The sequence below is a fragment of the Amycolatopsis sp. GM8 genome (assembly GCF_021653975.1).
In the GTDB taxonomy this organism is placed as follows: Bacteria; Actinomycetota; Actinomycetes; order Mycobacteriales; family Pseudonocardiaceae; genus Amycolatopsis_E.
The window spans coordinates 1,100,033-1,125,251 of record NZ_JAJKFK010000001.1 but is presented as its reverse complement, the minus strand read 5'-3'; the positions used below and the strand labels follow the sequence as shown (position 1 = coordinate 1,125,251).

Genomic DNA, 25,219 nt, shown 5'->3' with positions numbered 1-25,219 from the left:
CTTCGACCCCCGGACACTAACCGATATCGTCGCTCCTCATGAGAGCAATCCGTCGGTTCACCGTGCGCGCGAGCCTGCCGGACTCGCTGGCCGGCTTGCGTGCCCTGGCGACCAACCTCCGCTGGACCTGGCATCCGCCGACCCGGGACCTGTTCGCCTCGATGGATGACGAGCTGTTCCGCCGGGTCAAGGACCCGCTGCGGATGCTGCTCGGGGTGGCCCCGGCCCGGCTGGCGGAGCTGGCGGGCGACGAGGACTTCCTGGCCAGAGCCCGCGCGGCGACGGAGGATCTGGAACGCTATCTCACCGAGGAGCGCTGGTACCAGGAACAACAGGCCGACGGGCCGGCCGCCATCGCGTACTTCTGCATGGAGTTCGGCGTGCACGAAGCGCTGCCGAACTACTCCGGCGGCCTCGGCGTGCTCGCCGGCGATCATCTCAAAGCCGCGTCCGACCTGGGTGTGCCCATGATCGGCGTCGGCCCGCTGTACCGCGCGGGCTACTTCCGCCAGGGCCTGTCGCTCGACGGCTGGCAGCTGGAGCACTACCCGGTGATCGACCCCAACGCGCTGCCGCTGGAGTTGCTGACCGACGAGGCAGGCGAGCCGGTGCTGGTCGACGTCGCCATGCCGGGCGGGCGCGACCTGTACGCGCAGGTGTGGCAGGCGCACGTCGGCCGGGTGCCGTTGCTGCTGCTGGACACCGACGTGGACGCGAACGACGAGGACCTGCGCCGGGTCACCGACCGGCTCTACGGCGGCGACGCCGACCACCGGATCCGCCAGGAGATCCTCGCCGGGATCGGCGGGATGCGCGCGGTGCGCCGGTACTGCGAGCTGACCGGGCACCCGCAGCCCGAGGTGTTCCACACCAACGAAGGGCACGCCGGGTTCCTCGGCCTGGAGCGCGCCCGCGAGATCATCGGCGAGCACGGCCTCGGCTTCGACGAGGTGCTGTCCGCGGTCCGCGCGGGCACGGTGTTCACCACGCACACCCCGGTCGCCGCGGGCATCGACCGGTTCCCGGTCGACCTCGTGCAGCACTACTTCGGCGACGGGCGGCTGCTGCCCGGGATCGAGACGCGGCGCGTGCTGGCGCTCGGCGCCGAGGACAACCCCGGCATGTTCAACATGGCGCACATGGGCCTGCGGCTGGCCCAGCGCGCGAACGGCGTTTCGCGGCTGCACGGCCGGGTGTCCCGCCGCATGTTCGGGCGGCTGTGGCCCGGGTTCGACGAGGACGAGGTGCCGATCACGTCGGTCACCAACGGCGTGCACGGCCCGACGTGGGTCGCCCGCGAGCTCACCGCGCTGCTCGGCGGCAAGCACAAGGAATGGGGCCACAAGGGGCAGTTGCCCAGCCAGCAGGGCGTCAGCGACGAGGAACTGTGGGCGCTGCGCCGCGATCTGCGGCAGAAACTGGTCGCCGAGGTGCGGCGCCGCGTCCGTGACTCCTGGCTGCAGCGCGGCGCGTCGGCGCTCGAACTGGGCTGGATCACCACGGTGTTCGACCCGGACGTGCTGACCGTCGGGTTCGCCCGCCGCGTGCCGACGTACAAGCGGCTGACGCTGATGCTGCGCGACCCGGAACGGCTGCGCGCGCTGCTGCTCGACGACGACCGTCCGATCCAGATCGTCGTCGCGGGCAAGTCGCATCCGGCCGACGAGGGTGGCAAGCAGCTGATCCAGCAGATCGTCCGGTTCGTCGACGACCCGGCGGTCCGGCGCCGCATGGTGTTCCTGCCGGACTACGACATGTCGATGGCCCGCTACCTCTACCGCGGCTGCGACGTCTGGCTCAACAACCCGACCAGGCCGCTCGAGGCGTGTGGCACGTCGGGCATGAAGTCGGCGCTCAACGGCGGGCTCAACCTGTCCATTCGCGACGGTTGGTGGGATGAGTGCTACGACGGCAGCGACGGCTGGGCGATCCCCACCGCCGACGGCATCCGCGACCCGCTGCGGCGCGACGAGCTGGAGTCCGCCGCGTTGTACGACCTGCTCGGGCAGCAGGTGGCGCCGCTGTTCTACGACCGCGACGGGAACGGGGTGCCGAAGGGCTGGATGTCGATGGTGTGGCACACGCTCGACACCCTCGGCCCGCGCGTGCAGGCGTCGCGAATGGTCCGCGAGTACGTCGAGACCAGCTACCACCCGGCGGCGTCGACGGTCGAGGCCGCGGCCAGGGATTCCTACCAGGGCGCCAAGTCGCTGGCGGAGTACCGCACCCGGATCGACACGGTGTGGCCGCAGGTGAAGATCTTCGACAGCGAGCTGACCGCGGACCGGCTCGTCGTCGGCAGCGAGGTGCACGTGGAGGCGCGCATCGACCTCGCCGGCCTCGATGTGTCCGAAGTGGACGTTCAGGTGGTGGTCGGCCGGGTCGGCGACAGCGACGACCTGTCGGAACCGGTGACGGTGCCGATGGAGCCGGCCGGGATCGGGCTGTTCACGGCGACGTTGCAGCTGCCGCACGCCGGTTCGATCGGCTACACCGTGCGTGTGCTGCCGAAACACCCGCTGCTGGCCACGCCGGCCGAACTCGGGAAGGTGGTACTGGCTAGCTGACCTGGCGGTCCTGGGCGGCGGCTCGCGCCTCGACGCGGTACCGGCCCGGTGCCTGGGCGCGGGCCCGCCGGAACGCCCGGCTGAACGCGTAGACCGACGTGTAGCCGACGGAGTGGGCGATGCTCTCCAGCGTGTCGTCGGTGTCCCGGAGCCGGATCGCGGCGAGGTCCATGCGCCAGCGCGTGAGGTAGGCGCCGGGCGTTTCCCCGGCCACGACGAGGAAACGCCGGGAGAGCGTGGCCCGTGACACGGCCAGCTCCGCGGCGAGCGTCTCGGTGGTCCAGGCGCGCGCGGGATCCTCGTGCACCTTGGCCATCGCGACGCCGACGAGCGGATCGTCGAGCACGCCCAGCCAGGTCCCTTGCGCCTCGGCGGGTTTCCCGGCGAGCCACACCCGCAGCAGCTGGATGAGCAGGATGTCCACCAGCCGGTCGAGCACGACCGAGGCCGCGAGCTGCGGATGCGCCAGCTCGCGCGCCAGCAGCCGCACGGTGTCGTCGAGGCAGGTGGCGCCGTTGTCGGCGCGGATGTGCACGATCTCCGGCAGCAGGGTGATGATCTGCGTCGAGACGGCGGGATCGTATTCGTAGCAGGCGCCGAGGATGTGCGTCGTGGTCTCGCCGGACCCGAACCGCATGACCTTTTCCCCGGACGGGGTCCGCGCGGGCGCCATGTGCTCGCACGGGTTCGCCGCGCCCGCGGGGTCACTGGTGAGCGTATGCCCGGTGCCGGTCGGCAGCAGCACGACGTCGCCGGGCAGGAGCTGCCGTGGCGGGCTGTCCGGCAGGCCGAGCCAGGTGGTCCCGGCGGTGACCGCGTAGAAGGCCGCGCCCGAGATTTCGCGCCACGACATTCCCCATGGTTCGGCAGCTTCGACCCGCCTCGCGGCGGTGCCGCGCACGCCGCCCACCGCGAGTACGTCAGCAAGAAGATCCATGACGCAACGATACGTCGCGTGTGAGACAAACGGATATCTTTGCGTGCTTTCCGATCATCGTCTGTGCACCTTCGTGCTTCATATGGTGGCTGGTGTCCCGACTGATTTGGAGGAAGCATGAAGATCCCGGGCTCGGTCGCTCTCGTGACCGGTTCGAACCGCGGCATCGGCAGGCAGTTCGCACGGGTGCTGGTGCAACGCGGCGCGGCGAAGGTCTACGCGACCGCGCGGAACCCGGAACACATCGACGTCCCCGGCGTCGAGGCGCTGCGGCTCGACATCACCGACCCGGCGTCGATCGCGGAGGTGGCGGCCGTCGCGCAGGACGTGACGTTGCTGGTCAACAACGCCGGTACCAGCACGAACACCAACCTCGTCACCGGGGATCTCGCCAAGATCCGCCTCGAAATGGACACGCACTACTTCGGCACGCTCGGCATGGTGCGGGCGTTCGCGCCGGTCCTCGCGGCGAACGGCGGCGGGGCGATCGTCAACATGTTGTCCGCGCTGTCCTGGTTCGCCTTCGACGGAGCCAATGCCTACGCCGCGGCCAAGGCCGCCGAATGGAACCTGACCAACGCGATCCGGCTGGAGCTGGCCGGGCAGGGCACGTTCGTCACCGGCGTGCACCTCGGGGTGGCGGACACGGACATGGTGAAGGGCATCGACTACGACGGTCCGATGGGTGATCCCGCCGACGTCGCCAAGGCCGCGCTGGACTCGGTCGAGGCGGGCGAGATCGAAGTGGTCTTCGACGACTGGAGCGCCCACGTCAAGGCCTCGCTGGCGAAGGACCCGAGCCTCTTCTACGCCTAGGGAGCCGCGGGCGTCGGGCCTTGCCGCATGGGCAACCCCGCGGCCGCCCACGCCCGGAAACCGCCGTCGAGATCCGTCGCCCGCACGCCGAGCCGCAGCAGATCGGCGGCGGCGAGGCTCGAGGCGTAACCCTCGTTGCACACCACGACGACCGGCCGGTCGGCTCGCGCCTCGGGCAGGCGGTGCGAGCCGGCCGGGTCGAGGCGCCACTCCAGGTGGATCCGCTCGATCGGCACCGAGCCGGGGATCTCGCCCTCGGCCGCGCGGTCCGACTCGGGCCGGATGTCCACGATCAGCGCGCCCTGCTCCTGCAGCGCCCGCGCGCCCGCCGGGTCGACCCGCTTCAGCTTGGCCCGCGCCTCGGCGAGAACATCTTCGATGGTCACCGGCTCAGTATCACTGGCAGCGACGGCATCTCGCTGGGCACGTCGGCCAGCGACCGGTACTCGCGAGTCGGCACCAGCGGCGGCGAGTACGCGTGCACGCTCGCGGCCGGCTCGGTACCGGTGCCGGTCATCTGATGTGCCCGGCCCGCGCCGAACCCGATGCCGACTCCGGCGCCGTGCGTGCGAGTCCGGATCGGGCGGCCCGGATAGCGGTACTGCTCGGTCAGTTCGCCCTGCAGCACGGAAAACGAGCCGGACGCACCGCCGTGGTCGTGCGGCTTCGTCTGCTGGCCGGGCAGCCACGACAGCAGCCACAGCTCCACACCGTCGGTCAGCGCGAGCCGCGCCCACCAGCGCTGGTCGGTGTCGAAATGCAGGATCTCGCGCAGCGGACCCGCCAGCTCACGCGCGACGTACCCGGTCAGCGCGGCCAGCTGCCCGGATGTCCACAGTAGACGCGACGGGGTGAGCAGATCGTGCGAGAGCACATCGGACAGGTGCGGGTGGATCTCGATATCAAGGACAGACTGGGTCAACGAAGGCTCCTGGACGAACTCGGGGACTGGACACGGTCGACGGACCGGTACAGCCGCACGAGGCGACGAGGAGCAGATCCACGGTGCGGTCACGCCAGAAGCGCCCGGTGGGCGGCAAAGGCGTGGCGGTGTGCACAGAGCGCATCCTGCCACGGGTTCCCGCTACCCCTGGTGACGTCTCACGTTCTGGTACGGGGCCGCTGCCACGAGGACGGCCATCGACCACCACAATGGGCCTCGTGAGCGAGACGGACAACCTTGACGACCTCGTGGTGCGAATGTCGGGCGTGGGGGTCCGCCGTAGCCGCAACGACCTGCTCGCGGGCCTGGACTGGGCCGTCGAGCTGGATGAGCGCTGGGTGGTGCTCGGCCCGAACGGCGCCGGCAAGACGACGCTGCTGCGCCTCGCGGCCGCCGAACTGCACCCCACCACCGGCACCGTGGACCTGCTCGGCGAACGGATCGGCAAGGTCAGCATCTTCGAGTTGCGGCCCCGCATCGGCTTCACCTCCGCCGCCCTCGCGAGCCGCGTGCCGGGCGACGAAATGGTCCGTGACGTCGTGGTCAGCGCCGGGTACGCGGTCGTCGGCCGCTGGCGCGAGCACTACGACACCCTCGATGTGAACCGCGCGATGGAGCTGCTCGGCGCGATGGGTGTGACGCATCTCGCGGAGCGCACTTTCGGCACCCTGTCCGAGGGCGAGCGCAAGCGCGTCCTGATCGCCCGCGCGCTGATGACCGACCCGGAGATGCTGCTGCTCGACGAGCCGGCCGCAGGCCTCGACCTCGGCGGCCGCGAGGACCTGGTCGCGCGGCTGTCCACGCTGGCGCTCGACGCGGACGCCCCGGCGATCGTGCTGGTCACCCACCACGTCGAGGAGATCCCGCCCGGGTTCACGCACGCGCTGCTGCTCCGCGAAGGGCGCGCCGTGGTGGCCGGGTTGATCGACGATGTGCTGACGGCGGAGAACCTGTCCAAGACGTTCGACCAGGACCTGATCCTGGAGCGTTCGGGCGACCGTTTCTTCGCGCGACGGCGGTAAGGTACCGGCCGGTACCAATCCGACCGAAAGTAGGCCGACCCCACCAGCCGGAAGCCGACCTACGCGAGGCGGATCGCCGTGGCTGCCGGTCGGATTGGTACCAACGACACAGCACCGTTCTAGGAGGATCCAGCGTGGGTGAGTTCGTACGGCTCGAGGCGGACGGCGGGATCGGCACGATCCGGTTGGAGCGGCCACCGGTCAACGCCATCAACAACCAGCTCCAGGCGGAGCTGGCCGAGGTGGCGCGCGAGGCCGCGGAGCGCGCCGACGTCCGCGCCGTGATCCTGTACGGCGGCGAGAAGACCTTCTGCGGTGGCGCCGACGTCAAGGAGATGGCCGCCCGGTCGTACTCGGAGATGCGGTCCTTCGGCGCGGCGCTGCAGAACACCGTCGCCGCGGTCGCCGCGATCCCGAAGCCGGTCGTCGCCGCCCTCACCGGCTACGCCCTCGGCGGCGGGCTGGAGCTGGCACTGGCCGCGGACCGGCGGATCGCCGGCGACAACGTGAAGGTCGGCCAGCCCGAGATCCTGCTCGGCATCATCCCCGGCGCCGGCGGCACGCAGCGGCTCGCGCGGCTGGTCGGCCCGAGCAAGGCCAAGGACCTCGTGTTCACCGGCCGGTTCGCGGCCGCCGAGGAGGCGCTGAGCCTGGGCATCGTGGACGAGCTGGTGCCGGCCGACGACGTCTACAAGACCGCGCAGAAGTGGGCGGCGCAGTTCGCGGGCGGGCCCGCGGTCGCGCTGGCCAACGCGAAGGCCGCGATCGACGGCGGCCTCGACGGCGATCTCGCGAGCGGGCTCAAGCTGGAGACGTACCTGTTCACCTCGTTGTGGGCCACCGAGGACCAGCGGAACGGGATGAACTCGTTCATCGAGAACGGTCCCGGCAAGGCCACCTTCGAAGGGAAGTAACCGGTGAGCGACGCCGTGCCCGATCCCATGCCGAACCCGCACGCGACCGCCGAGCAGGTCAGGGCCGCGTTCGACGACCCGAGGCTGGCCAACGTCCTCTACCACGACTGGGAAGCCGGCACCTACGACGAGAAGTGGTCGATCTCGTACGACGAGCGCTGCATCTCCTACGCCACCGACGTGTTCAACGCGGTCGCGGGCGAGGACGGCCAGCCGTACCCGACGGCGATGGAACTGGGCAGCGGCACCGGGTTCTTCCTGCTGAACCTCATGCAGGGCGGGGTGATCAAGAAGGGCTCGGTCACCGACCTGTCGCCGGGCATGGTGGCCGTGGCGCTGCGCAACGCGGAGAAGCTGGGCCTCGACGTCGACGGCCGGGTCGCCGACGCGGAGCGGATTCCCTACCCGGACAACAGTTTCGACCTCGTCGTCGGGCACGCGGTGCTGCACCACATCCCGGACGTCTCCGCTGCCCTGCGCGAAGTCCTTCGGGTACTCAAGCCGGGAGGGCGGTTCGTGTTCGCGGGCGAGCCGACGAAGATCGGCGACTTCTATGCCCGCAAGCTCGGCCAGTTCACCTGGTGGCTCACCACGAACGTGACGAAGTTCGGCCCGCTGAACGGGTGGCGCCGGCCGCAGGAGGAGCTCGACGAGTCCTCGCGCGCGGCGGCGCTGGAGGCCGTGGTGGACATCCACACGTTCGATCCGAGCGAGCTGGAGCGGATGTCTCTCGGCGCGGGCGCGGTGGACGTGCGAGCGGTCACCGACGAGTTCGCCGCGGCGCTGACCGGCTGGCCGATCCGCACGTTCGAAGCCGCGGTACCGCAGGAGAAGCTGACCGTGCGCTGGCGGATGTTCGCCTACCACCTGTGGCTGCGGCTGTCCGCGCTGGACAAGAAACTGCTGGCCAGGGTGCTGCCGAGGGAGCTGTTCTACAACGTGATGGTCACCGGCATCAAGCCGTCCTCGCCGGTCGAGCTGTAGTTGGCCTACGCGTTCACGCTCGACGACGTCCGGTTCCTGCGCTCGGCTTCGGGTGCGGCCGCGCTCGCCGGGTGCGCCGGGCTGGACGCGTCGCGGATCGCCGATGTCGAGGCCGCCCGGCGGATCGCGGGCGAGCACGCGGCCGCGGTGCTGGAGACCGTGGTGCTGCGGCGGAAGGCGCGCGCGAAGCTCGACGCCGACGGGTGGCTGTTCACCGGTGACGCGATGCAGCAGGCGAGCGCGTCGGCGGTGGCCCGGCATCGCGCGGCGCGGCTGGCCGGCCGTGATGTGCACGACGTGACTTGCTCGGTCGGCGCGGACCTGGTGGAGCTGGCCGCGGTCGCGCGGCGGGTCGTCGGGTCCGATGTGGACAGTGTGCGGCTGGCGATGGCCCGGCACAACTGCCCCGATGTGCCGCTCGTGCGGGCCGACGCGTTGCACCCGGTGAGCCGCGGCACCGTGATCGTCGCCGACCCGGCGCGCCGGGACGCTCGCGGGCGGCGTTGGCGGCCCGAGGATTTCGCGCCGCCGCTGGATCGGCTCGCGGAGGTGTACGGCGGGCGCGAGCTGGCCGTCAAGGTGTCGCCGGGCCTTGACTTCAGCCCGTTGACCTGGGCGGACGAGGTCGAGCTGGTGTCACTGGACGGGCAGGTGCGCGAGGCCTGCCTGTGGACGGGTTCGCTCGCCACGGCGGCGCGCCGGGCGACCGTGCTGCGCGGCGAAAGTCCACAATGGACGATCACGTCGGAGGACCCCGACGACATCGGAGCGCGCGAGCCCGGCGAGTGGATCATCGATCCGGACGGCGCCGTGGTCCGCGCCGGGCTGGTGAAGCACTACGGCGCGCGGCACGGCCTGTGGCAGCTCGACGAACGCATCGCCTACCTGACGGGCGACCGGCCGCCGCCCGGCGTGCGCGCCTTCCGCGTGCTCGAACACGGGCCGTACCAGGAGAAAGCCCTGCGTGCCGTGCTGAAACGGCGTGAGGTCGGCCGGCTGGAGATCCTCGTCCGCGGCCTCGACGTCGACCCGGACGCGTTGCGCAAACGGCTCAAACCTCGCGGCCCGAACGAGGCGACGGTGGTGTTGACCAGGATCGGCCGTTCCCCGGTCGCCTTCCTCTGCGAGGCCACCCGCACCTAGACGCCCGAGGAGCTGTCGTTGTCGATCAGGAGCTGGCCGCCGACGTTGATCACGGTCAGCCGGTGCCGCTCCTCGTAGTGCGTGCCGTTCTGGACGAAGTCGAGCACGGACTCGACGGTGTTCGGCCCGGTCTGGTGCGGCGCGACCTTGACCTCGAACTTCGACATCTCGCCCCAGTACCGCAGGTAGTAGTCGTGCCCGACGCGCCGCTGCATGTCAGGGCTGAGCTTGGTCCAGCCGGCGGCGGTCCCGCCCGGCATCGCCGCGTAGTAGTCCTTGACGAACTGGACGAGGTCGGTGGTCGCGGGCGGCGGGGCGGCCGGGGGCGCTGCGGCGGTCGAGGACGACGGCGCCGTCGACTGGCTGGAGGTCGCGCCGGTCGTGGGTTGTTGCTGCTGCTGCGCCGACGAGGTCGGCTGCTGGGCCACGGGGCTTTGCGTGACGGAAGCCGGCGGGGGCGAGGCGTTCTGCCCGCCGGATCCATTGTTGAGCAGCACGATCGTGGTCACCGCGGCCGCCACCACCACGACCGCGGCCACCCCGGCCCACACCAGCGCCCGGCCGCGGCGGCGCTCCTCCTGGGTGGGCTCGGCGAGTTTCGCCAGCTCGTCGGCCACCTCGGCCATCGTCGGGCGCTCGTCCGGGGCGAACCGCATCATCCGCTCCAGCGGGGCGGTCAGCGGCCCGGCCTGGTTCGGCGGCGCGAACCGCCCGGCGGCCGCGGCGTACAGCAGTGCCATCTGGTTTTCGGTGTCACCGTAAGGAAAACGGCCCTCGACGATCGCGTACAACGTCGCCCCGAGGGAGAAGACGTCCGAGGCCGGTGTCGGTTTCTCCCCGCGTGCGGCTTCGGGGGAGAGGTACGCGGGGGTGCCGGCGAAGCGGCCGCTGCCGGTCAGCGTGCCGTCGTCCGCCGCGCGCGAGATGCCGAAATCGGTGATCTTCGCGGTGCCTTCCTCGCCGAGCAGGATGTTGCCGGGCTTGACGTCGCGGTGCACGATCCCGGCGGCATGCGCGGCGGCCAGCGCGGACGCGGCATGCGCGCCGATCCGCGTGACCTCCGCGGGCGGCAGCGGACCGCGTGCGGCGAGCACCTCGGCGAGGCTCTGCGACGGCAGGTATTCCATGACCAGCACGGGCATCCCGTCGTCGTCGGCGACGTCGAAGACCGTGATGGCGTGCCGGTGCTGTAGTCGCGCGGCCAGCCGGGCCTCGCGCGACGACCGTTTTCGCGCCTGCTCCGCCTCTTTCTCGCTGAGCCCCGCGGTGAGCAGAAGTTGTTTCAGCGCAACGGTTCGATCGAGCAGCTCGTCCTTCGCGAGCCACACCACGCCCATCGCCCCGCCGCCGATGCGGCGCTCCAGCCGGTAGCGGCCGGCGATCAGACGCCCCTCGTCTTTCGTTTCCGTCCCGGTCACCCGGTCAGGCTACGGCGTCGGGTTGAGGACGATCACGGAGCTACCCTCTGTCTCACTGATTTGCCCGTATCAGCAATCTTTCCAGTCCATCGAGCACTCGTGCGAGGCCGAACTCGAACAGATTGTCGAGGTCGAACGGGATGTCGTGCGTGATCAGCTCGGCGAACGCGGGCAGTTCGGCGTGCTCGAAGATCCCGGACAGCAGGTCATTGCTCTGGGTCTGCATCCACTCGTCCGGCGTCAGCCCGGTGTCCTGCTCCGCCTGCGCCTCGGCCTCGAGGTTCACCGCGAGACCGCGGACGAACCCGAATACCGTCAGGTAGGCGTAGAGCTTGGCCGTCGGTTCGAGCCCGGCGAGCGCTTGCAGCGACCATTCGGTGTACCGGACGGCATTCGGCAAGACCTGTGGTCTGGTCATCGAGATCGCGGGTGCGAGCCACGTGTGTTTGCGGAAGTGCTGCCACATCAGGCGAGAGGACAGTTCGAGCCGGTCGCGCCAGCCGGGCGGCGGGGTTTCGGGCAGGGGCTGCTCGGCGATCGCGGCGTCGGCCATCAGCACGACCAGGTCGTCCTTACCGGGCACGTGCCGGTAGAGCGACATCGTCGCGACGCCGAGTTCGGTCGCGATGCGCCGCATCGACACCGCAGCCAGCCCTTCGGCGTCGGCGATTTCGATGGCCGCGCGGACGATACGGGCCTGGGTCAGCTCGGTTCCCGGCGCCGTCTGCTGGGTCCGCCGCCCGTCGGCGACGACCGTCCCGACGCCTTGCACCGCCCGCACCAGTCCCTGCTGCCGCAAGGCTGAGAGCGCCTTGGTCGCGGTAGCCATCGCGACGCCCCACTCCTCGGTCAGCTGGCGAGTCGAGGGCACGCGGTCACCGGGGCGCAGCTCGCCGGCGGCGATCCTCCGCTGCAGTTCGGCGACGATCCTGGCGTACGGGTGCGTCATCTCAGGGCCTTTCGGTGTACTAGTGCACTTCCGTGCTCATCTGCAGCTCAGTGTCGGTGCACTAGGAAACTTTACACCGTATATTCAGTGTCTGTACGGTGTACGCATGACTAAGGTACTGATCTCGGGAGCAAGCATTGCCGGACCGACGCTGGCCTACTGGCTGCGCCGCCACGGCTTCACCGTGACCGTCGTCGAGCGGGCACCGAAACCCCGCGAAGGCGGGCAGGCGGTCGACCTGCGCGGCGCGGCCCGCGACGTGATCGAGCGGATGGGTCTGCTGGACACCGTGCGCGCACACCACACCGGCGTCGTCGGGTTGAGCGCCGTCGACCAGCGGAACCGGCGAGTCTGGAGCTGGGGCAGCGACCTGAGCGGTGATTCCGGCGGGATCATCGCCGATCTGGAAATCCTGCGTGCCGATCTTGGCCGGATTCTGTACGAGGCCAGCCGCGACGGCGTCGAATACATCTTCGACGACTCGATCATCGCGCTGCACGAACATGCCGGCGGCGTGGACGTGACGTTCGCCAGCGGGGGGTCACGCACGTTCGACGTCGTGGTGGGCGCGGACGGGCTGCACTCGAACGTCCGGCGCCTGGCCTTCGGGCCGGAGCCGGGATTCGTGCAGGACCAGGGGTACTACAAGGTGATCTTCGCGACCGGCGCGGATGTGCCGCTCGACGACTGGCAGTTGATGTACGTGATGCCCGGCCGCCGCCGCGCGAGTCTCTACCCGACGCGCGGCGGCCGGACCCGAGGCATGTTCTTCTTCGCCGGACCCGAGATCGACCACGACCGGCGGGACGTCCAGCGCCAGAAACGGTTCGTCGCCGACGCGATGGCTGGGGCCGGCTGGCAGGTGCCGCGAATGCTCGAATCCATGTGGGACACAACGGATTTCTATATCGACCGGGAGTACCTGGTCACCATCGAAGAGTGGTCGAGAGGACGGGTGGCGCTACTCGGCGACGCCGTGTTCGGTGGTTCGGCCGGCATGGGGACGAGCATGGCAGTAGTCGGCGCGTACGTGCTCGCGGGTGAGCTCGCGGCGGCCGATGGTGATCATGTTCGGGCGTTCGCGCGATACCGTCAAGTGCTCGATGGTTACGTCCGGGATAACAAGAAACCGATGCCTGGCGGGAAAAACCTGTTCCTGCCGAAGGGGCGCGGGATGATCTGGCTGGGCAACCAGACCACCCGGCTGATGCTCGCCGGGCCGTGGCGGTCGATGCTCACCGGTGATCTTCAAGGCAAGGCCGGCGGCGTCACACTGGAAGATTACGCTGGACCGGGCAAGGTGGTAGACGGAGCGTCGCGAAGAGAGGATGCTCTACAGTAACGAGTTTTTGTTGCCAGTCCACAGAGGACTGTCGCTTCGGGAGGTGCTGATGGCCACCGTTGACTCTCGCGAGGATCTGGATCCGCCACGCACGGATTTCGGTCGATCTTGGCGGGGGCTCAAAACGCGTCAGGTCCGGGAGTACGTCCGGCGGGTCGAAGCGGACCTGCGGCTGGTTCTCGCGGACCGGGACGCGGCGGCGGCCAGCGCCGAGAATCTCGCGCGACAGCTCGAAGATCTGCGGTCCGAGAACGACCGGTTGCGCGCGAAGATCGACCGGATCAGCCGGAGCCCGATCGAGGCCGACGGGCTCAGCAGCCGGCTGTTCCAGATGGTCGAGCTGGCGCAGGAAGAGGCGACCGAGATCACCGAGCGGGCGCGGGCCGCCGCCGAACGCAGCTGGGCGTCGGCCGAGCAGGCCGCGCAACGGCTGCGCGAGCGGCACGACGCCCTGGTCGCGGAGGTGGCCGCGCGCCGCAAGGAGCTCGCCGACGAGCACGACGCGCAGATTCGCCGGACGCGTGAGGAGCTCGAAGAGCTGGCCGGGCAGGCTGAGGACGAGCGCAAGAAGCTCGACGAGGAGGCGGCGCAGCGGCGGCAGGAGGTCGAGGAGGACTTCGAGCAGGCGATGCGCGTCCGCCGCACGGAGGCGATGGCCTCCATCGAGCAGGAGGAGCAGGAGGCGGCGGCCGAGCGCGCCCGGCTGCTGGCCGGCACCGAGGAGAAGGCGAGGAACCTCCTCGGCCAGGCACAGCGCGAGGCCGACACTGTGCACGCGCAGCGCAACCGGACAATCGGGGAGCTGCACGCCATCCAGCAACTCCTCGCCGAAGCGACCCCGATGCTCCAGGTCGAACCCGCGGAAGTCCCCGCACCGCGCCAGGAATCCCTGGAACCCACCAGCTGACCCGCGGGGATCAGGCCTGGTACAGCGCGGACTGCGGGTTGAACAGGCCTGCGCGGAAGTAGTAGATGTTCGTCGCGATCTGCAGGAGCAGGAACAGCACGAGATACTGCACGCCGTTCAGCGCGGGGACCACGTTGACCGGCAGCGTGTAGGCCATCGCCACGCGGACGCCGGCGTCCAGCAGAGTCGCGACGCCCCAGATGACGCACGCCACGCGCCAGACGCGCCGGAAACGCGGCAGCCGGTCCCACATCGACGCCCACGATTCGCCCTTCGGGCCGATCCGGCCTTCCAGCAGCACGCGGGCGAAATGGTAGACAATCGGCCGGTCACTGCGGGTGGTGGACAGCATCCACAGGCCGGTGACCGCGGTGACCCAGCCGTCCTTGGCGAGCAGGAAGCGGTCGCTGCCGCTGATCGTCGCGACGCCGGCGGACAGGATCGTGATCCCGGCCATGAAGATGCCCAGCTGGTCCAGCTTCCGCCCGCGCACGATCTGCACCAGCGTGCTGAGCACCGGCAGCACCGCGCTGATCAGCAGCGACAGATAAACGCTCAGCCCGGCCGCGCGCAGCACGTAGTAGAGCGCGATCGGGGCCCCGATGTCGAACGCGATGATCGCGCCGTGGCGGAGCCGGTTCACGACGGTCTGAGCGCGCGGTCGAACAGCGTCACCAGTTCCCGCGCGCACGTCGCGAGGTCCAGGTCCGGATGCGCTTCCAGCATCAGCGGGATCCCGTCGAGGCTGCGCTGGATCGTCGCCGCGACGATCCGGACGTCGCACTCGCGGAACTCGCCCGCGGACTGCCCGTCCGTCAGTATCCGCTCCACCGGCGACAAGACCACCGGTTCCTGCGTTTGCGGGTCCCATTCCAGCCCTCCGTTCAGGAAGATGCTCAGCAGCGCCTTCATCTGCGTGCGGTGCGCGGTGACGAACTCGATGTACCCCTCGATGTACGCGTGCAGTGCCTCCGTCGGCGTGCCCGCCGCAGTGACGCGCCCGGTCATGAACTCGCCGATCTCGCCGTACAGCTGGGCGACGACCTCCTGGATCAGCTCCTGTTTGCCGGCGAAGTGGTACGAGATCAGCCGCGTGCTGCTCAGCCCCGCGCGCTCGGCGATGCGCGCGAACGACGCCTGCGGGTAGCCGACCTCGGCGATCACCTCGATCGCCGCCCCCACGATCTGTGCTCGCCGCGCCTCTGCGGTGAAGCTCCTTACCTGCATGAGTAAACGGTACCTCGGACAAGTAAGAACTGCCAGGGCTGAGTAACCCCTGGAAAAGTGATCTGCCGCCCGCCATGCTGATCGCATGGAGACAGCACTGTGGCATCCGTTTTCGGACATGGCGGTCGTACGCGCGGACGAGTTCGTCGTCGAGCGCGGTGAGGACGTCTGGGTCTACGACACCGATGGCAACCGGTACCTCGATGCCACAGCCAGCCTCTGGTACGTCAACGTCGGCCACGGCCGGACCGAGATCGCCGACGCCGCGGCCGAGCAGATGCGCAAGCTGGCCGGGTACTCGATCTTCGGTGACATCGCGAACGAACCCGCTCGCGCGCTCGCGGCACGGGTCGCCGGGCTGGCGCCGATGCCCGACGCGAAGGTCTTCTTCACCGCCGGCGGCGGCGAGGCCATCGACTCCGCGGTCAAGATCGCCCGCCGCTATCACGCCGCGCAGGGCGAACCCGGCCGCGTGCACGTGATCAGCCGCGAGAACTCCTACCACGGCACCAACGGCATCGGCACCGGCATCGCCGGGATCGAGGCCAACCGCGCCGGATTCGGCGAGATCCTGCCGTCGTCGTCGCGTGTGCCGTTCGATTCGGTCGACGCGCTGCGTGCCGAAATCCTGCGCGTGGGGCCGGAAAACGTCGCGGCCTTCCTGTTCGAGCCGGTGATCGGCGCCGGTGGCCTGCTGCTGCCGCCCGAGGGTTACGTGCGCGGTGTGATCGACGTCTGCCACGAGTTCGGCGTGCTCGCCATCGCGGACGCGGTGATCTGCGGGTTCGGCCGGCTCGGCACCTGGTTCGGTGTCGAGCGCTGGGACGCCGAACCTGACCTGATCACCTTCGCCAAGGGTGTGACCAGCGGCTATCTGCCGCTCGGCGGGGTCGTCGCGCACGGCCGGGTCGCGGAGCCGTTCTGGTCGCGGCCGGGCACCGCGCTCCGGCACGGCTCGACGTACTCCGGTCATCCGGCCGCGTGCGCGGCGGGTCTGGTCAACATCGACCTGCTGGAGCAAGACGGGCTCGTCGAGCGTGGCCGGACCATGGAGAGCGAGCTGGCGGAGGCGCTCAAGCCGCTCGCGTCGCACGAGCTCGTCGCGGATGTCCGGGCCGGGATCGGTCTGCTCGGTGCGGTCGAGCTGACGCCGGACGTGTTGCGGCGCCTGCCGTCCGCGGTGACCGACCTGCAAATGCTCGCCCGGCGGCACGGGGTCTTGCTGCGGCCGCTCGGCAAGGCGCTCGCGACATCGCCGCCGCTGACCATCCAGGCCGAGCAGATCCAGGAGATCGCCGACGCGTACGCGGCGGGCCTGGACGAGCTGGCCCGCAAGCTGTGAGCCGGGCCGGCGCGATCGAAGCCGCCGAGGGGTACTTCGATTCCGGGCGGTTCCTGGAAGATCTCAACCGGCGGGTGGGCTTTCGCACCGAGAGCGAGAACAAGCACGCCGGTGCCGTGCTCCGGTCCTATTTGGACGATGAGCTGGCGCCGTCGTTCGAGCGGATCGGTTGCACGACAAGGATCGTGGACAATCCCGCCGGCCGCTGGCCGTTTCTCGTCGCCGCCCGGCACGAGGACGACTCGCTGCCGACCGTGCTCTGCTATGGACACGGCGACGTCGTGTGGGGGCATGCCGAGCGATGGCGGTCCGGGCTCGATCCGTGGCGGGTCGTCGTCGAGGGTGACCGCTGGTACGGGCGGGGCACGGCCGACAACAAGGGGCAGCACACGATCAACCTCGCCGCCCTCGGCCAGGTCCTGCACGTGCGCGGGAAACTCGGGTTCAACCTGAAGTTCCTGGTGGAGACGGGAGAAGAGGCGGGCTCGCCGGGCCTGCGGCAGGTGTGCGGGCAGCTGCGCGACGAGCTGGCGGCGGACGTGTTCATCGCGTCCGACGGTCCCCGGGTGTCCGCCGCGCGGCCGACGATCTTTCTCGGCTCCCGTGGTGCCACGCCGTTCACCCTGCGGTTCAAGGCACGGGAAGGCGCGCATCACTCCGGCAACTGGGGTGGCCTGTTGCGGAACCCGGCGACCGTGCTCGCCGGCGCGATCGCGTCTATTGTGGACTCGCGCGGCCGGATCCTGGTGCCCGGTCTCCGGCCGCCAGAGATCCCGGAGAACGTGCGGAAAGCCTTGCTGGACATCGAAGTCGGCGGCGGCCCGGACGATCCGGAGATCGACGACGGCTGGGGCGAACCGGGTCTAACGGCAGCCGAACGACTCGTGGCCTGGAATACCGTCGAGGTGCTGGCGTTCTCGGCGGGTAACCCGGAGAAACCCACCAATGCCATCCCCGGCAAGGCCCACGCCCACTGCCAGCTGCGCTCCGTGGTCGGCACCAAAGTGGACGATGTGGGCCCGATCCTGCGTGAACACCTTGACCGGCAAGGGTTTCCGATGGTCGAGGTGGAGGTCGGCGGCTCGATGATGCCGACCCGCACCGATCCCGGCGACCCGTGGGTCCGCTGGGCGCGGCAGTCGATCGCCACCACCACGGGCGCGGAACCGGCGGTACTGCCCAACCTCGGCGGCAGCATCCCGAACGACGCGTTCGCCGAAGAACTGGGGCTGTGCACCATCTGGCTCCCGCATTCGTACCCCGCGTGTTCGCAGCACGCGCCGGACGAGCATCTTCTCGCGCCGGTGGCGCGTGAAGGGCTCCGAATCATGGCCGGACTGTTCTGGGATTTGGGTGAATCAACCGGTTTGCCGTAATAGCAGATTCTCCTGCGGAAAACTCGTCGCCGGGCGTAGATTTGCGCTGTGAACGGCGATTCCTCCGTCGTGGGCCGGGTCGGCAAACTCGTCCACGCGACCCGGGGCCCCGATGGTCCCGGCGAGGTGCGGGTGCGGATTCGCGGTGGCACGGAAATCTATCTGGCTTGGTCCGCGGAACCACTCCCGCCGGGCACTTCGGTACTCGTCGTCGAATCGCGTGGTGCGCGCAGCGTCGACGTCGTGCCCTGGTCGGACCTTCCCGGCACTCAATGACGAGGAGACGGCAAAGAAAATGTTTGGCTATCACGTGCCCGCCCCTGACCAGGCGATGCTCATCTCCGGCGGCAAGGGCGGCTCGGGTGAGACACCGTTCCGGGTGGTGACCGGGCACGGCAGTTTCGTCCTGCCGTTCTTCCGGAAGGTCCGGTACCTCACGCTCGCGATGTGCGAGGCCGAGGTCGGCGAGGCGTGCGTGACGAAACAGGGCATCGCGCTCAACGTGCGCGCGGTGATCGCCTTCAAGGTCGGCAACGACGAGGAAAGCATCGTCAACGCCGGGCAGCGCTTTCTGTCCGATCAGGACCAGATGTCGGTGCTGACCGGCCGGATTTTCGCCGGGCACCTGCGTTCCATTGTCGGGTCGATGACGGTCGAGGAGATCGTGACCGAACGGCAGAAGCTCGCCACCGAGGTGCTCGACGGGTCGAAGGCCGAGATGGCGAAGATCGGCCTGACCGTGGATTCGCTGCAGATCCAGTCGATCGACGACATGAAACTCGGGTACATCGCGGCGATGGCCGCTCCGCACAACGCGGCGATCCAGCGGCAGGCGCAGATCGCGCAGGCGCAGGCGAACCAGGCCGCGGCCGAGGCCGAGCAGGAGTCGCAGCGGCGGCAGGCCGAGTACGCGCGGCAGACCGCGGTCGTGCAGGCGCAGTACAAGGCGGAGGTCGACCGGGCCCAGGCCGCGGCCTCGCAGGCGGGACCGCTCGCGCAGGCACAGGCGCAGCGCGAGGTCATCGCGATGCAGACCGAACTCGCGCAGCGCGAGGCGGAACTGCGGCAGCAGCAGCTGGTCGCGGAGGTCGTGAAGCCGGCCGACGCGGAGGCCGAGCGGGTGCGGATCCTGGCGCAGGCGGAGGCGGAGAAGATGCGCATCCAGGCCGAGGCGGCCGCGTCGCACAACCGGGTCGCGCTCGACCGGATGCTCATCGACCAGCTGCCGCAGATCGTGAAGGAGGCGGCGGGCGGGCTCGCGGGCGCGAACGTCAACATCCTCAACGGTGCCGATGGTCTGGGCGAGCTGGCTTCCGGACTGGTCGGTCAGGGCCTGGCGATCCTCGACTCGGTGAAGAAAGGCTTGTCCGACAAGCCATCCACGCCGGAACTGACCGAACGGGACGGCAGCCGCTGAGCCCCGCGCACGCCACCCGGCGTGTTTGCCGCCCGCGTCGGTGAGTTGGCCGCATGCGAGGCAAACTCACCGACGTGACGGGCAAACTCGCCGACGCAGCGGGTTGCCGCTTGGCCCGGACGCCTACCGCGACGTGCGGGCCTCGCTCGTCGCGCGGCTGGCCGAGCACGACGCACACCGCGACACGGCGTTTTCGGTGGCGAGCTAGGCGTTCGCGGCTTCGGGATCCGGGCTGAGCGCGGCGAAAACCGTGGCCCAGTCCGGTTCCGTGGAGTCCGGGTCGTCGTACAGCTCGAAAGTCTTGCCGGACGCGGACGGGTCGAACAACGCGGCGACGGCGGCCGCGGCCACCGCGTCCCGGCTGACCCGGCCCTCGCCGGTGTCGCCCTGCTCGATGCGGATGCCGTCGGACGCGAGGTCGTGCAGCCAGCTCGGCCGGATGATGGTGTACTGCGCGCCGCTGTCCCGCAAGGACTGTTCACCGCGCGCCCGCGCCTCGATGCGGGTAGACATCTCGGGATGCTCGGCGGGCCTGGTCACGTAGATCTGCGAAACCAGCACCACGGGGATGTCCTCCCGGGCGGCGATGGCCGCGATTTCCGCGACGCCCTCGTGCATCACCGTCTCCGCGCCCTTCGGCGGCTCGACGCAGATCACGACGCCCTCGGCGCCCGCGAACACCGCCGGATCGGGCGCGGCGAGATCCAGTTTCGCCGTCCCGTCCCGGCTCGCCACCACGACATTGTGCCCACCATCGGTGAGCCGGTCGACGACCCGGCGTCCCGTCCGCCCGGTGCCGCCCACCACCACGAAGCTGCTCATCGGTGCCTCCCCGACTCGCCTTGTTGACACAGAATGGTCGTGATCAACTTCTGGGTCAATGGTTCCGGTGCCCGGCATGCTCATCAGGCCGCCTGGCGCGCCGAGCGCGCGGTTTCGCGGCCTCCGCTTCGGACCGGCGGTCGTGGCCGCGCTGGTGCACCGAAAGCGAATTCACAGCAGCAGCCGCGTAGCCGACACACGGTCGCCGCCCAGCTCGTCGAAGATCGCGGTCGAGTGGTCGAGTTCCTCGCGGGCCGCGGCGAGGTTCCGGTGGGTCTGGTGCAGCAGCGCGAGTCGTTGCGGCGCATGGGCTTCGCGGTGCCGGTCGCCGATCTCCGCCGCCAGCTCCGTGCGGACAGCCGGACCGGCGAGCCGCTGAAAGCGCTATCTCGTGTGTGCGCAGCCAATCGTCGTGGTGTTCGCCGCAGCGGAGCGTGGTGCGGAGTCCGGTTCACCGACGTGAGCGGCCAACTCACCGACGCGGGCGGCCAACACGCCGACGTGGGCGGCCAACACGCCGACGTGGGCGGCCAACTCACCGACGTGGGCGGCCAACTCACCGACGCGGGCGGCCAACTCACCGACGCGGGCGGCCAACACGCCGGGGTCAGCGGACGCGTTTGCGGGGTTCCGCTGTGGTGCGGCGCAGGAGGGCGGCCTCGCGGCTCAGCTTCGGGCCGTGTGGTTCCGCCGCGGCGAGCCGAAAGCACGCCAGCAGGCGCAGGCCGGTCCACTCCGACGGCGCCCAGCGCGCGGCGTCGCTGGGCGGGGTCCAGCCTTCCTTCTCCGCCGCGGTCCAGACGTCATGGGCGTGTGACGCGATCAGCACCAGGTCGCTCACCGGCTCCTGCCGGCCCACCAGCTGACCCTCGACGTGCACCGCATCGGTCACCGCGGCCAGATGGTGCTCGTACCGCGACCACAACGCCGGATCGGCGGAGAGTGCGGACCACCCAGGCTCGATCCGCCCGGCGATTGTCTCGAACCATCGCCGGGCGGATCGGTCCGCCAGAGTGTCGGCCCAGCCCATGCCTCTGATGATGAGCCGATGAACGCCGTTACGCCACCCGGAGGTCGGGTGTTTCGCCGGAATGGCCTGTAACACTCAGCAGCCCGTTGACACAGGGTGACCGCGATCAGCGGCCGTAACCGGCTCGGCGTAGTGCGTCGGCGAGCGCGCCACCGGCGGCGTTGCCCGAGTCCCGGCGGTTGCGCGACTGCCCGCCGCCCTTGCGCTGGCCCTGCCCTTGCTGTCCTTGGCGTTCGTTCTTCTCCCGCGGCTGCTTCGGACCGCCGCCGGGCTCGTCGTCGAGACGCAGGGTCAGCGAAATTCGCTTCCGTGGGATGTCGACGTCGAGCACCTTCACCTTGACGATATCGCCGGGTTTCACCACATCCCGTGGATCCTTCACGAAGTTCTTCGACAGCGCCGAGACGTGCGCGAGCCCGTCCTGGTGCACGCCGATGTCGATGAACGCGCCGAACGCCGCCACGTTCGTCACGACGCCTTCCAGCCGCATGCCCGGCTTGAGGTCCGCGAGCTTCTCCACACCCTCGGCGAACGTCGCGGTCTTGAACGCCGGACGCGGGTCACGGCCCGGCTTTTCCAGCTCCGACAGGATGTCCGTGACCGTCGGCAGGCCGACGGTGTCGTCCACGAACTGCTCGGGCCGCACGGACTTCAGCACCCGCTCGTTGCCGATCAGCTCGGGCAGCTCCTTGCCCGTGGTGGACAGGATTCGCCGCACCACCGGATAGGACTCGGGGTGCACGCTGGAGAAGTCCAGCGGGTCGTCCCCGCCGCGGATGCGCAGGAAGCCCGCGCACTGCTCGAACGCCTTCGGGCCCAGCCGCGGCACCTGCTTGAGCACCTCGCGCGAGGTGAACGGGCCGTTGGTGTCGCGGTGGCTCACGATGTTCTCCGCGAGCGAAGACGTGATGCCCGAAACGCGGGTCAACAGCGGCGCGGACGCGGTGTTCACGTCCACCCCGACGGCGTTCACGCAGTCCTCGACCACCGCGTCGAGCGAGCGCGACAGCGAAACCTCGGACACGTCGTGCTGGTACTGCCCGACCCCGATCGACTTCGGGTCGATCTTCACCAGCTCGGCCAGCGGATCCTGCAGGCGGCGCGCGATGGAAACCGCGCCGCGCAGGGAAACGTCCATGCCGGGCAGCTCCTGCGAAGCGAACGCCGACGCCGAGTACACCGACGCCCCGGCCTCCGACACGACCGCTTTGGTGAGCTTCAGGTCCGGGTGTTTCTTGATCAGCTCGAGCGCCAGCTTGTCGGTCTCCCGGGAAGCGGTGCCGTTGCCGATCGCGATCAGGTCGACCTTGTGCTCGCCGGCGAGCTTCGCGAGGATCGCGATCGACTCGTCCCACTTGTTGGCGGGCTGGTGCGGGTAGATGGTGTGCGTCGCGACGACCTTGCCGGTCGCGTCCACAACGGCCACCTTCACCCCGGTGCGGAAACCCGGGTCGAGACCCATCGTCGCGCGGGTGCCGGCCGGCGCGGCCAGCAGCAGGTCACGCAGGTTGGCCGCGAACACCCGGACGGCGTCGTCCTCGGCCGCCTGACGCAGCCGCAACCGCAGGTCGATGCCCAGGTGCAGCAGGATCTTCGTGCGCCAGGCCCAGCGGACCGTGTCCATCAGCCACTTGTCGGCCGGACGGCCCTGGTCGGCGACGCCGAAGCGCTGCGCGATCCGCTGCTCGTACTCGCCCGGCCCGGTGCGCGGCTCTTCGCTCGGCTCCTCCGACTCCAGGGTGAGGTCGAGGACCTCTTCCTTCTCACCGCGGAACATCGCCAGCACGCGGTGCGACGGCATCTTCGTGAACGGCTCGGAGAAGTCGAAGTAGTCCGAGAACTTCGCGCCGTCGGTTTCCTTGCCGGGACGTACCTTCGAGCCGAGCCGGCCCTGCCCCCACATCTTCTCGCGCAGCTCGCCGAGCAGGTCCGCGTCCTCGCCGAACCGCTCGACCAGGATCGCCCGCGCGCCGTCCAGCGCTGCCTGCGCGTCGGCCACGCCCTTCTCGGCGTCGACGAACACCGCGGCGGCGGCCTGCGGATCGGTCGACGGGTCGTCCAGGAGGCCGTCGGCCAGCGGTTCGAGGCCCGCCTCGCGCGCGATCTGCGCCTTCGTGCGCCGCTTCGGCTTGTACGGCAGGTAGATGTCCTCCAGGCGCGCCTTCGTCTCGGCGAGCTGGATCTGCTCCTCCAGCTCGGGCGTCAGCTTGCCCTGGGTACGGATCGAGTCGAGCACGGCTTCGCGCCGCTCGTCGAGCTCCCGCAGGTACCGCAGCCGCTCTTCGAGCGTGCGCAGCTGGGCGTCGTCGAGCATGCCGGTGACTTCCTTGCGGTACCGCGCGATGAACGGCACCGTCGAGCCGCCGTCGAGGAGGTCGACGGCCGCTTTGACCTGTCCGTCGCGCACACCGAGCTCCTCGGCGATCCTGCGCTCGACCGACTGCACGGCGCTGCTCGAGCTGCCTGTCACGTTGTTGATCCACTCCCTCGTCGAAAGTCCGGTGGGGTCCACCGGCACCCGAGGCATTGTGCCCGCACAGGCCCGCCCAGAGCGAGGGGGCCGCCCAGTAACCAAAGGCCCGTGCCGCGCGACTGTCGGGTATAGATCGCCCGCAAGACCCTTCGGTAGGTGCGCCATGTCCGAACGGGCGGTACACGTCGCGGTACAGCTGCGGCAGGTGACCGTCGACGCCGGGGGCAGGGAGATTTCCCTTTCCTACCCCGGAATCCTGCTCACCGGGTTCGAAGACGGACAACAGGCCTGGGAGCGCTGGGTGCCGTTCGGCGAACACCCGACCGAGGAGGACGACGAGCGCCTGATCCAGGCGTTACACCGCGCGCTGTTGTGGCAGCAGCAGGAGCTGCCCGACTGCTAGCACTTCGCCGCGTCGGCCCAGTTCAGGGGGCCGCCGGTGACCTGCTGGAGCAGGGTGTACAGCTGCTCGCGCTGATCGTCGTCGAGCTTGGCGAACACCTCGTCTTCGACCGCGGCCAGGGCGAACTCGGCCTTCGCGAGCTTCGCGCGGCCGGCGTCGGTGAGCTCCACGACGTGCCGGCGCCGGTCCTCCGGTGAGCGGCGCCGTTCGACCAGGTCCTCGGCCTCCAGCTCGTTGAGCAGGCCGACGATGTTCGTGCCGTCCATCTCCAGCATCTTCGCGAGCGACTGCTGGCCACAGCCCCCGGTGTCACGCAGCACGGTGAGCATCACGAGATGCCGCGGCCGCAGGCCCATCGGCGTCAGCACGGATTCCGAGCGCAGCTGGATCGCCCGTGTGAGGCGTTGGAGCAGCGCGCCGCACCGGTGCGGCGGCTGGTTGACGACCGGCAAAGAGGCCATGACCACAGTCTACGGGCCAAATCAGCGGTCGATATGGTATCAATAGCTTGTCTCACACAAACTATCTGTGAAGGATCATCGATATGGCCCATCTGCTGCACATCGACACGAGTATCCAGGGGGAGAGGTCGGTGACCCGGCAGCTCACCGCGCGAGCGGCCAAGGTCTGGCAGGCGGCGCACCCCGACGGCACGGTCACCTACCGCGACTTCGGCGCCGAGCCCTTGCCGCATTTCGACACGGCGAGCGGGCTCGCGCGCATGGTGGCGTCGTCGGACCACACGCCCGAGCAGGCGGAGTCGTTCGCGCTCAGCCAGGAGCTGGTCAACGACATCAAGCGGGCGGACGCGCTCCTGCTGGGGCTGCCGCTGTACAACTACGGCCCGCCGAGCAGCGTCAAGTCGTGGGTCGACCATCTGATCGTCCCTGGCCTGGCCTTCGACCCGGAGGCCGGCACCGGCCTGCTGGGCGGCCGCCAGTTCGTGGTGCTCGCGGCGCGTGGCGGCGGGTACGGCGAGGGCACCCCGCGTGCGGGCTGGGACCATGCCGAGCCGTGGCTGCCGCACGGGCTGTCGCTGACCGGTCTGGAGCCGCGGTTCATCACGGCGGAGCTGACGCTGGCCGCGACGAACCCCGCGATGGCGGACCTGGTGCCGCTGGCCGAGCAGAGCCGCGCGGCGGCGGAGCGCGAGATCGACGAGCTGTGGGCGCCCGCGATGGCGTGAG

At 69.9% G+C, this 25,219-nt stretch carries 25 protein-coding genes; 14 read left to right on the top strand and 11 right to left on the bottom strand.

Annotated features, from left to right (window positions below; all coding sequences use genetic code 11):
- The first annotated feature begins 38 nt into the window (after nucleotides 1–38).
- Nucleotides 39–2,567: an alpha-glucan family phosphorylase gene (glgP, locus tag LOZ83_RS05370; protein WP_236789056.1), complete on the top strand. Its 2,529-nt coding sequence runs from the start codon at nucleotides 39–41 to the stop codon at nucleotides 2,565–2,567.
- Here glgP and LOZ83_RS05365 read toward each other — a convergent pair.
- On the bottom strand, nucleotides 2,560–3,504 hold the full coding sequence (locus tag LOZ83_RS05365) for an AraC family transcriptional regulator (protein ID WP_236789055.1): 945 nt from the start codon (nucleotides 3,502–3,504) through the stop codon (nucleotides 2,560–2,562). The two genes, glgP and LOZ83_RS05365, sit on opposite strands and share 8 nt — an antisense overlap.
- Before the next feature lie 117 nt (nucleotides 3,505–3,621).
- Here LOZ83_RS05365 and LOZ83_RS05360 point away from each other — a divergent pair, with 117 nt between their 5' ends.
- A complete protein-coding gene (locus tag LOZ83_RS05360) occupies nucleotides 3,622–4,320 on the top strand; it encodes an SDR family oxidoreductase (protein WP_236789054.1) in 699 nt (232 codons plus the stop codon).
- Here LOZ83_RS05360 and LOZ83_RS05355 read toward each other — a convergent pair.
- Nucleotides 4,317–4,706: a rhodanese-like domain-containing protein gene (locus tag LOZ83_RS05355; RefSeq protein ID WP_236789053.1), complete on the bottom strand. Its 390-nt coding sequence runs from the start codon at nucleotides 4,704–4,706 to the stop codon at nucleotides 4,317–4,319. The two genes, LOZ83_RS05360 and LOZ83_RS05355, sit on opposite strands and share 4 nt — an antisense overlap.
- Entirely contained in the window at nucleotides 4,703–5,242 is a 540-nt protein-coding gene (locus LOZ83_RS05350) for a cysteine dioxygenase family protein (RefSeq protein ID WP_236789052.1), read from the bottom strand. Before LOZ83_RS05350 ends, LOZ83_RS05355 begins: the two co-directional genes overlap by 4 nt.
- 230 nt (nucleotides 5,243–5,472) lie before the next feature.
- Between LOZ83_RS05350 and LOZ83_RS05345 the strand changes: the two genes are divergently transcribed.
- The 4 genes from LOZ83_RS05345 to LOZ83_RS05330 all read left to right on the top strand — a co-directional run bounded on the left by LOZ83_RS05345 (nucleotide 5,473) and on the right by LOZ83_RS05330 (nucleotide 9,326).
- A complete protein-coding gene (locus LOZ83_RS05345; RefSeq protein ID WP_236789051.1) occupies nucleotides 5,473–6,285 on the top strand; it encodes an ABC transporter ATP-binding protein in 813 nt (270 codons plus the stop codon).
- Nucleotides 6,286–6,419: 134 nt separating this feature from the next.
- Complete coding sequence (locus LOZ83_RS05340) at nucleotides 6,420–7,199, top strand: enoyl-CoA hydratase/isomerase family protein (protein ID WP_236789050.1); 780 nt, start codon at nucleotides 6,420–6,422, stop codon at nucleotides 7,197–7,199.
- A gap of 27 nt (nucleotides 7,200–7,226) precedes the next feature.
- On the top strand, nucleotides 7,227–8,183 hold the full coding sequence (locus tag LOZ83_RS05335; protein ID WP_236789452.1) for a class I SAM-dependent methyltransferase: 957 nt from the start codon (nucleotides 7,227–7,229) through the stop codon (nucleotides 8,181–8,183).
- Complete coding sequence (locus LOZ83_RS05330; protein ID WP_236789049.1) at nucleotides 8,184–9,326, top strand: class I SAM-dependent methyltransferase; 1,143 nt, start codon at nucleotides 8,184–8,186, stop codon at nucleotides 9,324–9,326.
- Here the strand turns inward: LOZ83_RS05330 and LOZ83_RS05325 are convergent.
- Together LOZ83_RS05325 and LOZ83_RS05320 are read right to left on the bottom strand one after the other, a co-directional pair.
- Nucleotides 9,323–10,744 (bottom strand): serine/threonine-protein kinase, encoded by a 1,422-nt coding sequence (locus tag LOZ83_RS05325; protein WP_236789048.1) that lies wholly within the window; start codon nucleotides 10,742–10,744, stop codon nucleotides 9,323–9,325. The genes LOZ83_RS05330 and LOZ83_RS05325 overlap by 4 nt on opposite strands.
- 52 nt (nucleotides 10,745–10,796) lie before the next feature.
- Nucleotides 10,797–11,693, bottom strand: coding sequence for a GntR family transcriptional regulator (locus LOZ83_RS05320; RefSeq protein ID WP_236789047.1), 897 nt, complete (start codon nucleotides 11,691–11,693; stop codon nucleotides 10,797–10,799).
- 106 nt (nucleotides 11,694–11,799) lie between these two features.
- Here LOZ83_RS05320 and LOZ83_RS05315 point away from each other — a divergent pair, with 106 nt between their 5' ends.
- Both LOZ83_RS05315 and LOZ83_RS05310 read left to right on the top strand, forming a co-directional pair.
- Nucleotides 11,800–13,035 (top strand): FAD-dependent monooxygenase, encoded by a 1,236-nt coding sequence (locus LOZ83_RS05315; RefSeq protein WP_236789046.1) that lies wholly within the window; start codon nucleotides 11,800–11,802, stop codon nucleotides 13,033–13,035.
- A gap of 49 nt (nucleotides 13,036–13,084) precedes the next feature.
- Nucleotides 13,085–13,942 carry a metallopeptidase gene (locus tag LOZ83_RS05310; RefSeq protein ID WP_236789045.1) on the top strand — a complete coding sequence of 286 codons (858 nt, stop codon included), beginning with the start codon at nucleotides 13,085–13,087 and terminating at the stop codon, nucleotides 13,940–13,942.
- Nucleotides 13,943–13,952: 10 nt separating this feature from the next.
- Here the strand turns inward: LOZ83_RS05310 and LOZ83_RS05305 are convergent, their stop codons facing one another.
- Both LOZ83_RS05305 and LOZ83_RS05300 read right to left on the bottom strand, forming a co-directional pair.
- The gene (locus LOZ83_RS05305) at nucleotides 13,953–14,585 is read right to left on the bottom strand and encodes a VC0807 family protein (protein WP_236789044.1); all 633 of its coding nucleotides are present in this window, start codon (nucleotides 14,583–14,585) and stop codon (nucleotides 13,953–13,955) included.
- A complete protein-coding gene (locus LOZ83_RS05300; protein ID WP_236789043.1) occupies nucleotides 14,582–15,169 on the bottom strand; it encodes a TetR/AcrR family transcriptional regulator in 588 nt (195 codons plus the stop codon). The genes LOZ83_RS05305 and LOZ83_RS05300 overlap by 4 nt, the downstream gene beginning before the upstream one ends.
- Nucleotides 15,170–15,254: 85 nt before the next feature.
- On the opposite strand from LOZ83_RS05300, the gene LOZ83_RS05295 reads away from it, so the two are divergent.
- From LOZ83_RS05295 to LOZ83_RS05280, 4 genes are read left to right on the top strand one after another with little or no spacing between them, the layout of a single operon-like run.
- On the top strand, nucleotides 15,255–16,511 hold the full coding sequence (locus tag LOZ83_RS05295) for an aspartate aminotransferase family protein (protein ID WP_236789042.1): 1,257 nt from the start codon (nucleotides 15,255–15,257) through the stop codon (nucleotides 16,509–16,511).
- Nucleotides 16,508–17,887 carry a M20 family metallopeptidase gene (locus LOZ83_RS05290; RefSeq protein ID WP_236789041.1) on the top strand — a complete coding sequence of 460 codons (1,380 nt, stop codon included), beginning with the start codon at nucleotides 16,508–16,510 and terminating at the stop codon, nucleotides 17,885–17,887. Before LOZ83_RS05295 ends, LOZ83_RS05290 begins: the two co-directional genes overlap by 4 nt.
- 48 nt (nucleotides 17,888–17,935) lie before the next feature.
- A complete protein-coding gene (locus LOZ83_RS05285) occupies nucleotides 17,936–18,163 on the top strand; it encodes an NfeD family protein (protein ID WP_236789040.1) in 228 nt (75 codons plus the stop codon).
- Nucleotides 18,164–18,197: 34 nt separating this feature from the next.
- The gene (locus LOZ83_RS05280) at nucleotides 18,198–19,304 is read left to right on the top strand and encodes a flotillin family protein (protein WP_236789039.1); all 1,107 of its coding nucleotides are present in this window, start codon (nucleotides 18,198–18,200) and stop codon (nucleotides 19,302–19,304) included.
- A gap of 204 nt (nucleotides 19,305–19,508) precedes the next feature.
- Here LOZ83_RS05280 and LOZ83_RS05275 read toward each other — a convergent pair whose 3' ends face one another.
- The 3 genes from LOZ83_RS05275 to LOZ83_RS05265 form a co-directional block, all read right to left on the bottom strand.
- Nucleotides 19,509–20,126 carry an NAD(P)H-binding protein gene (locus LOZ83_RS05275; RefSeq protein WP_236789038.1) on the bottom strand — a complete coding sequence of 206 codons (618 nt, stop codon included), beginning with the start codon at nucleotides 20,124–20,126 and terminating at the stop codon, nucleotides 19,509–19,511.
- A 607-nt stretch (nucleotides 20,127–20,733) separates the two neighbouring features.
- A complete protein-coding gene (locus LOZ83_RS05270) occupies nucleotides 20,734–21,156 on the bottom strand; it encodes a DUF6401 family natural product biosynthesis protein (protein WP_236789037.1) in 423 nt (140 codons plus the stop codon).
- A 106-nt stretch (nucleotides 21,157–21,262) separates the two neighbouring features.
- A complete protein-coding gene (locus tag LOZ83_RS05265) occupies nucleotides 21,263–23,626 on the bottom strand; it encodes a Tex family protein (RefSeq protein ID WP_236789451.1) in 2,364 nt (787 codons plus the stop codon).
- Nucleotides 23,627–23,792: 166 nt separating this feature from the next.
- On the opposite strand from LOZ83_RS05265, the gene LOZ83_RS05260 reads away from it, so the two are divergent.
- Entirely contained in the window at nucleotides 23,793–24,032 is a 240-nt protein-coding gene (locus LOZ83_RS05260) for a hypothetical protein (RefSeq protein WP_236789036.1), read from the top strand.
- On the opposite strand, the gene LOZ83_RS05255 is transcribed toward LOZ83_RS05260, so the two are convergent.
- Nucleotides 24,029–24,493 carry a MarR family winged helix-turn-helix transcriptional regulator gene (locus tag LOZ83_RS05255; RefSeq protein WP_236789035.1) on the bottom strand — a complete coding sequence of 155 codons (465 nt, stop codon included), beginning with the start codon at nucleotides 24,491–24,493 and terminating at the stop codon, nucleotides 24,029–24,031. The two genes, LOZ83_RS05260 and LOZ83_RS05255, sit on opposite strands and share 4 nt — an antisense overlap.
- 83 nt (nucleotides 24,494–24,576) lie before the next feature.
- On the opposite strand from LOZ83_RS05255, the gene LOZ83_RS05250 reads away from it, so the two are divergent.
- Nucleotides 24,577–25,218: an FMN-dependent NADH-azoreductase gene (locus LOZ83_RS05250; protein WP_236789034.1), complete on the top strand. Its 642-nt coding sequence runs from the start codon at nucleotides 24,577–24,579 to the stop codon at nucleotides 25,216–25,218.
- Nucleotide 25,219: the final 1 nt, after the last annotated feature.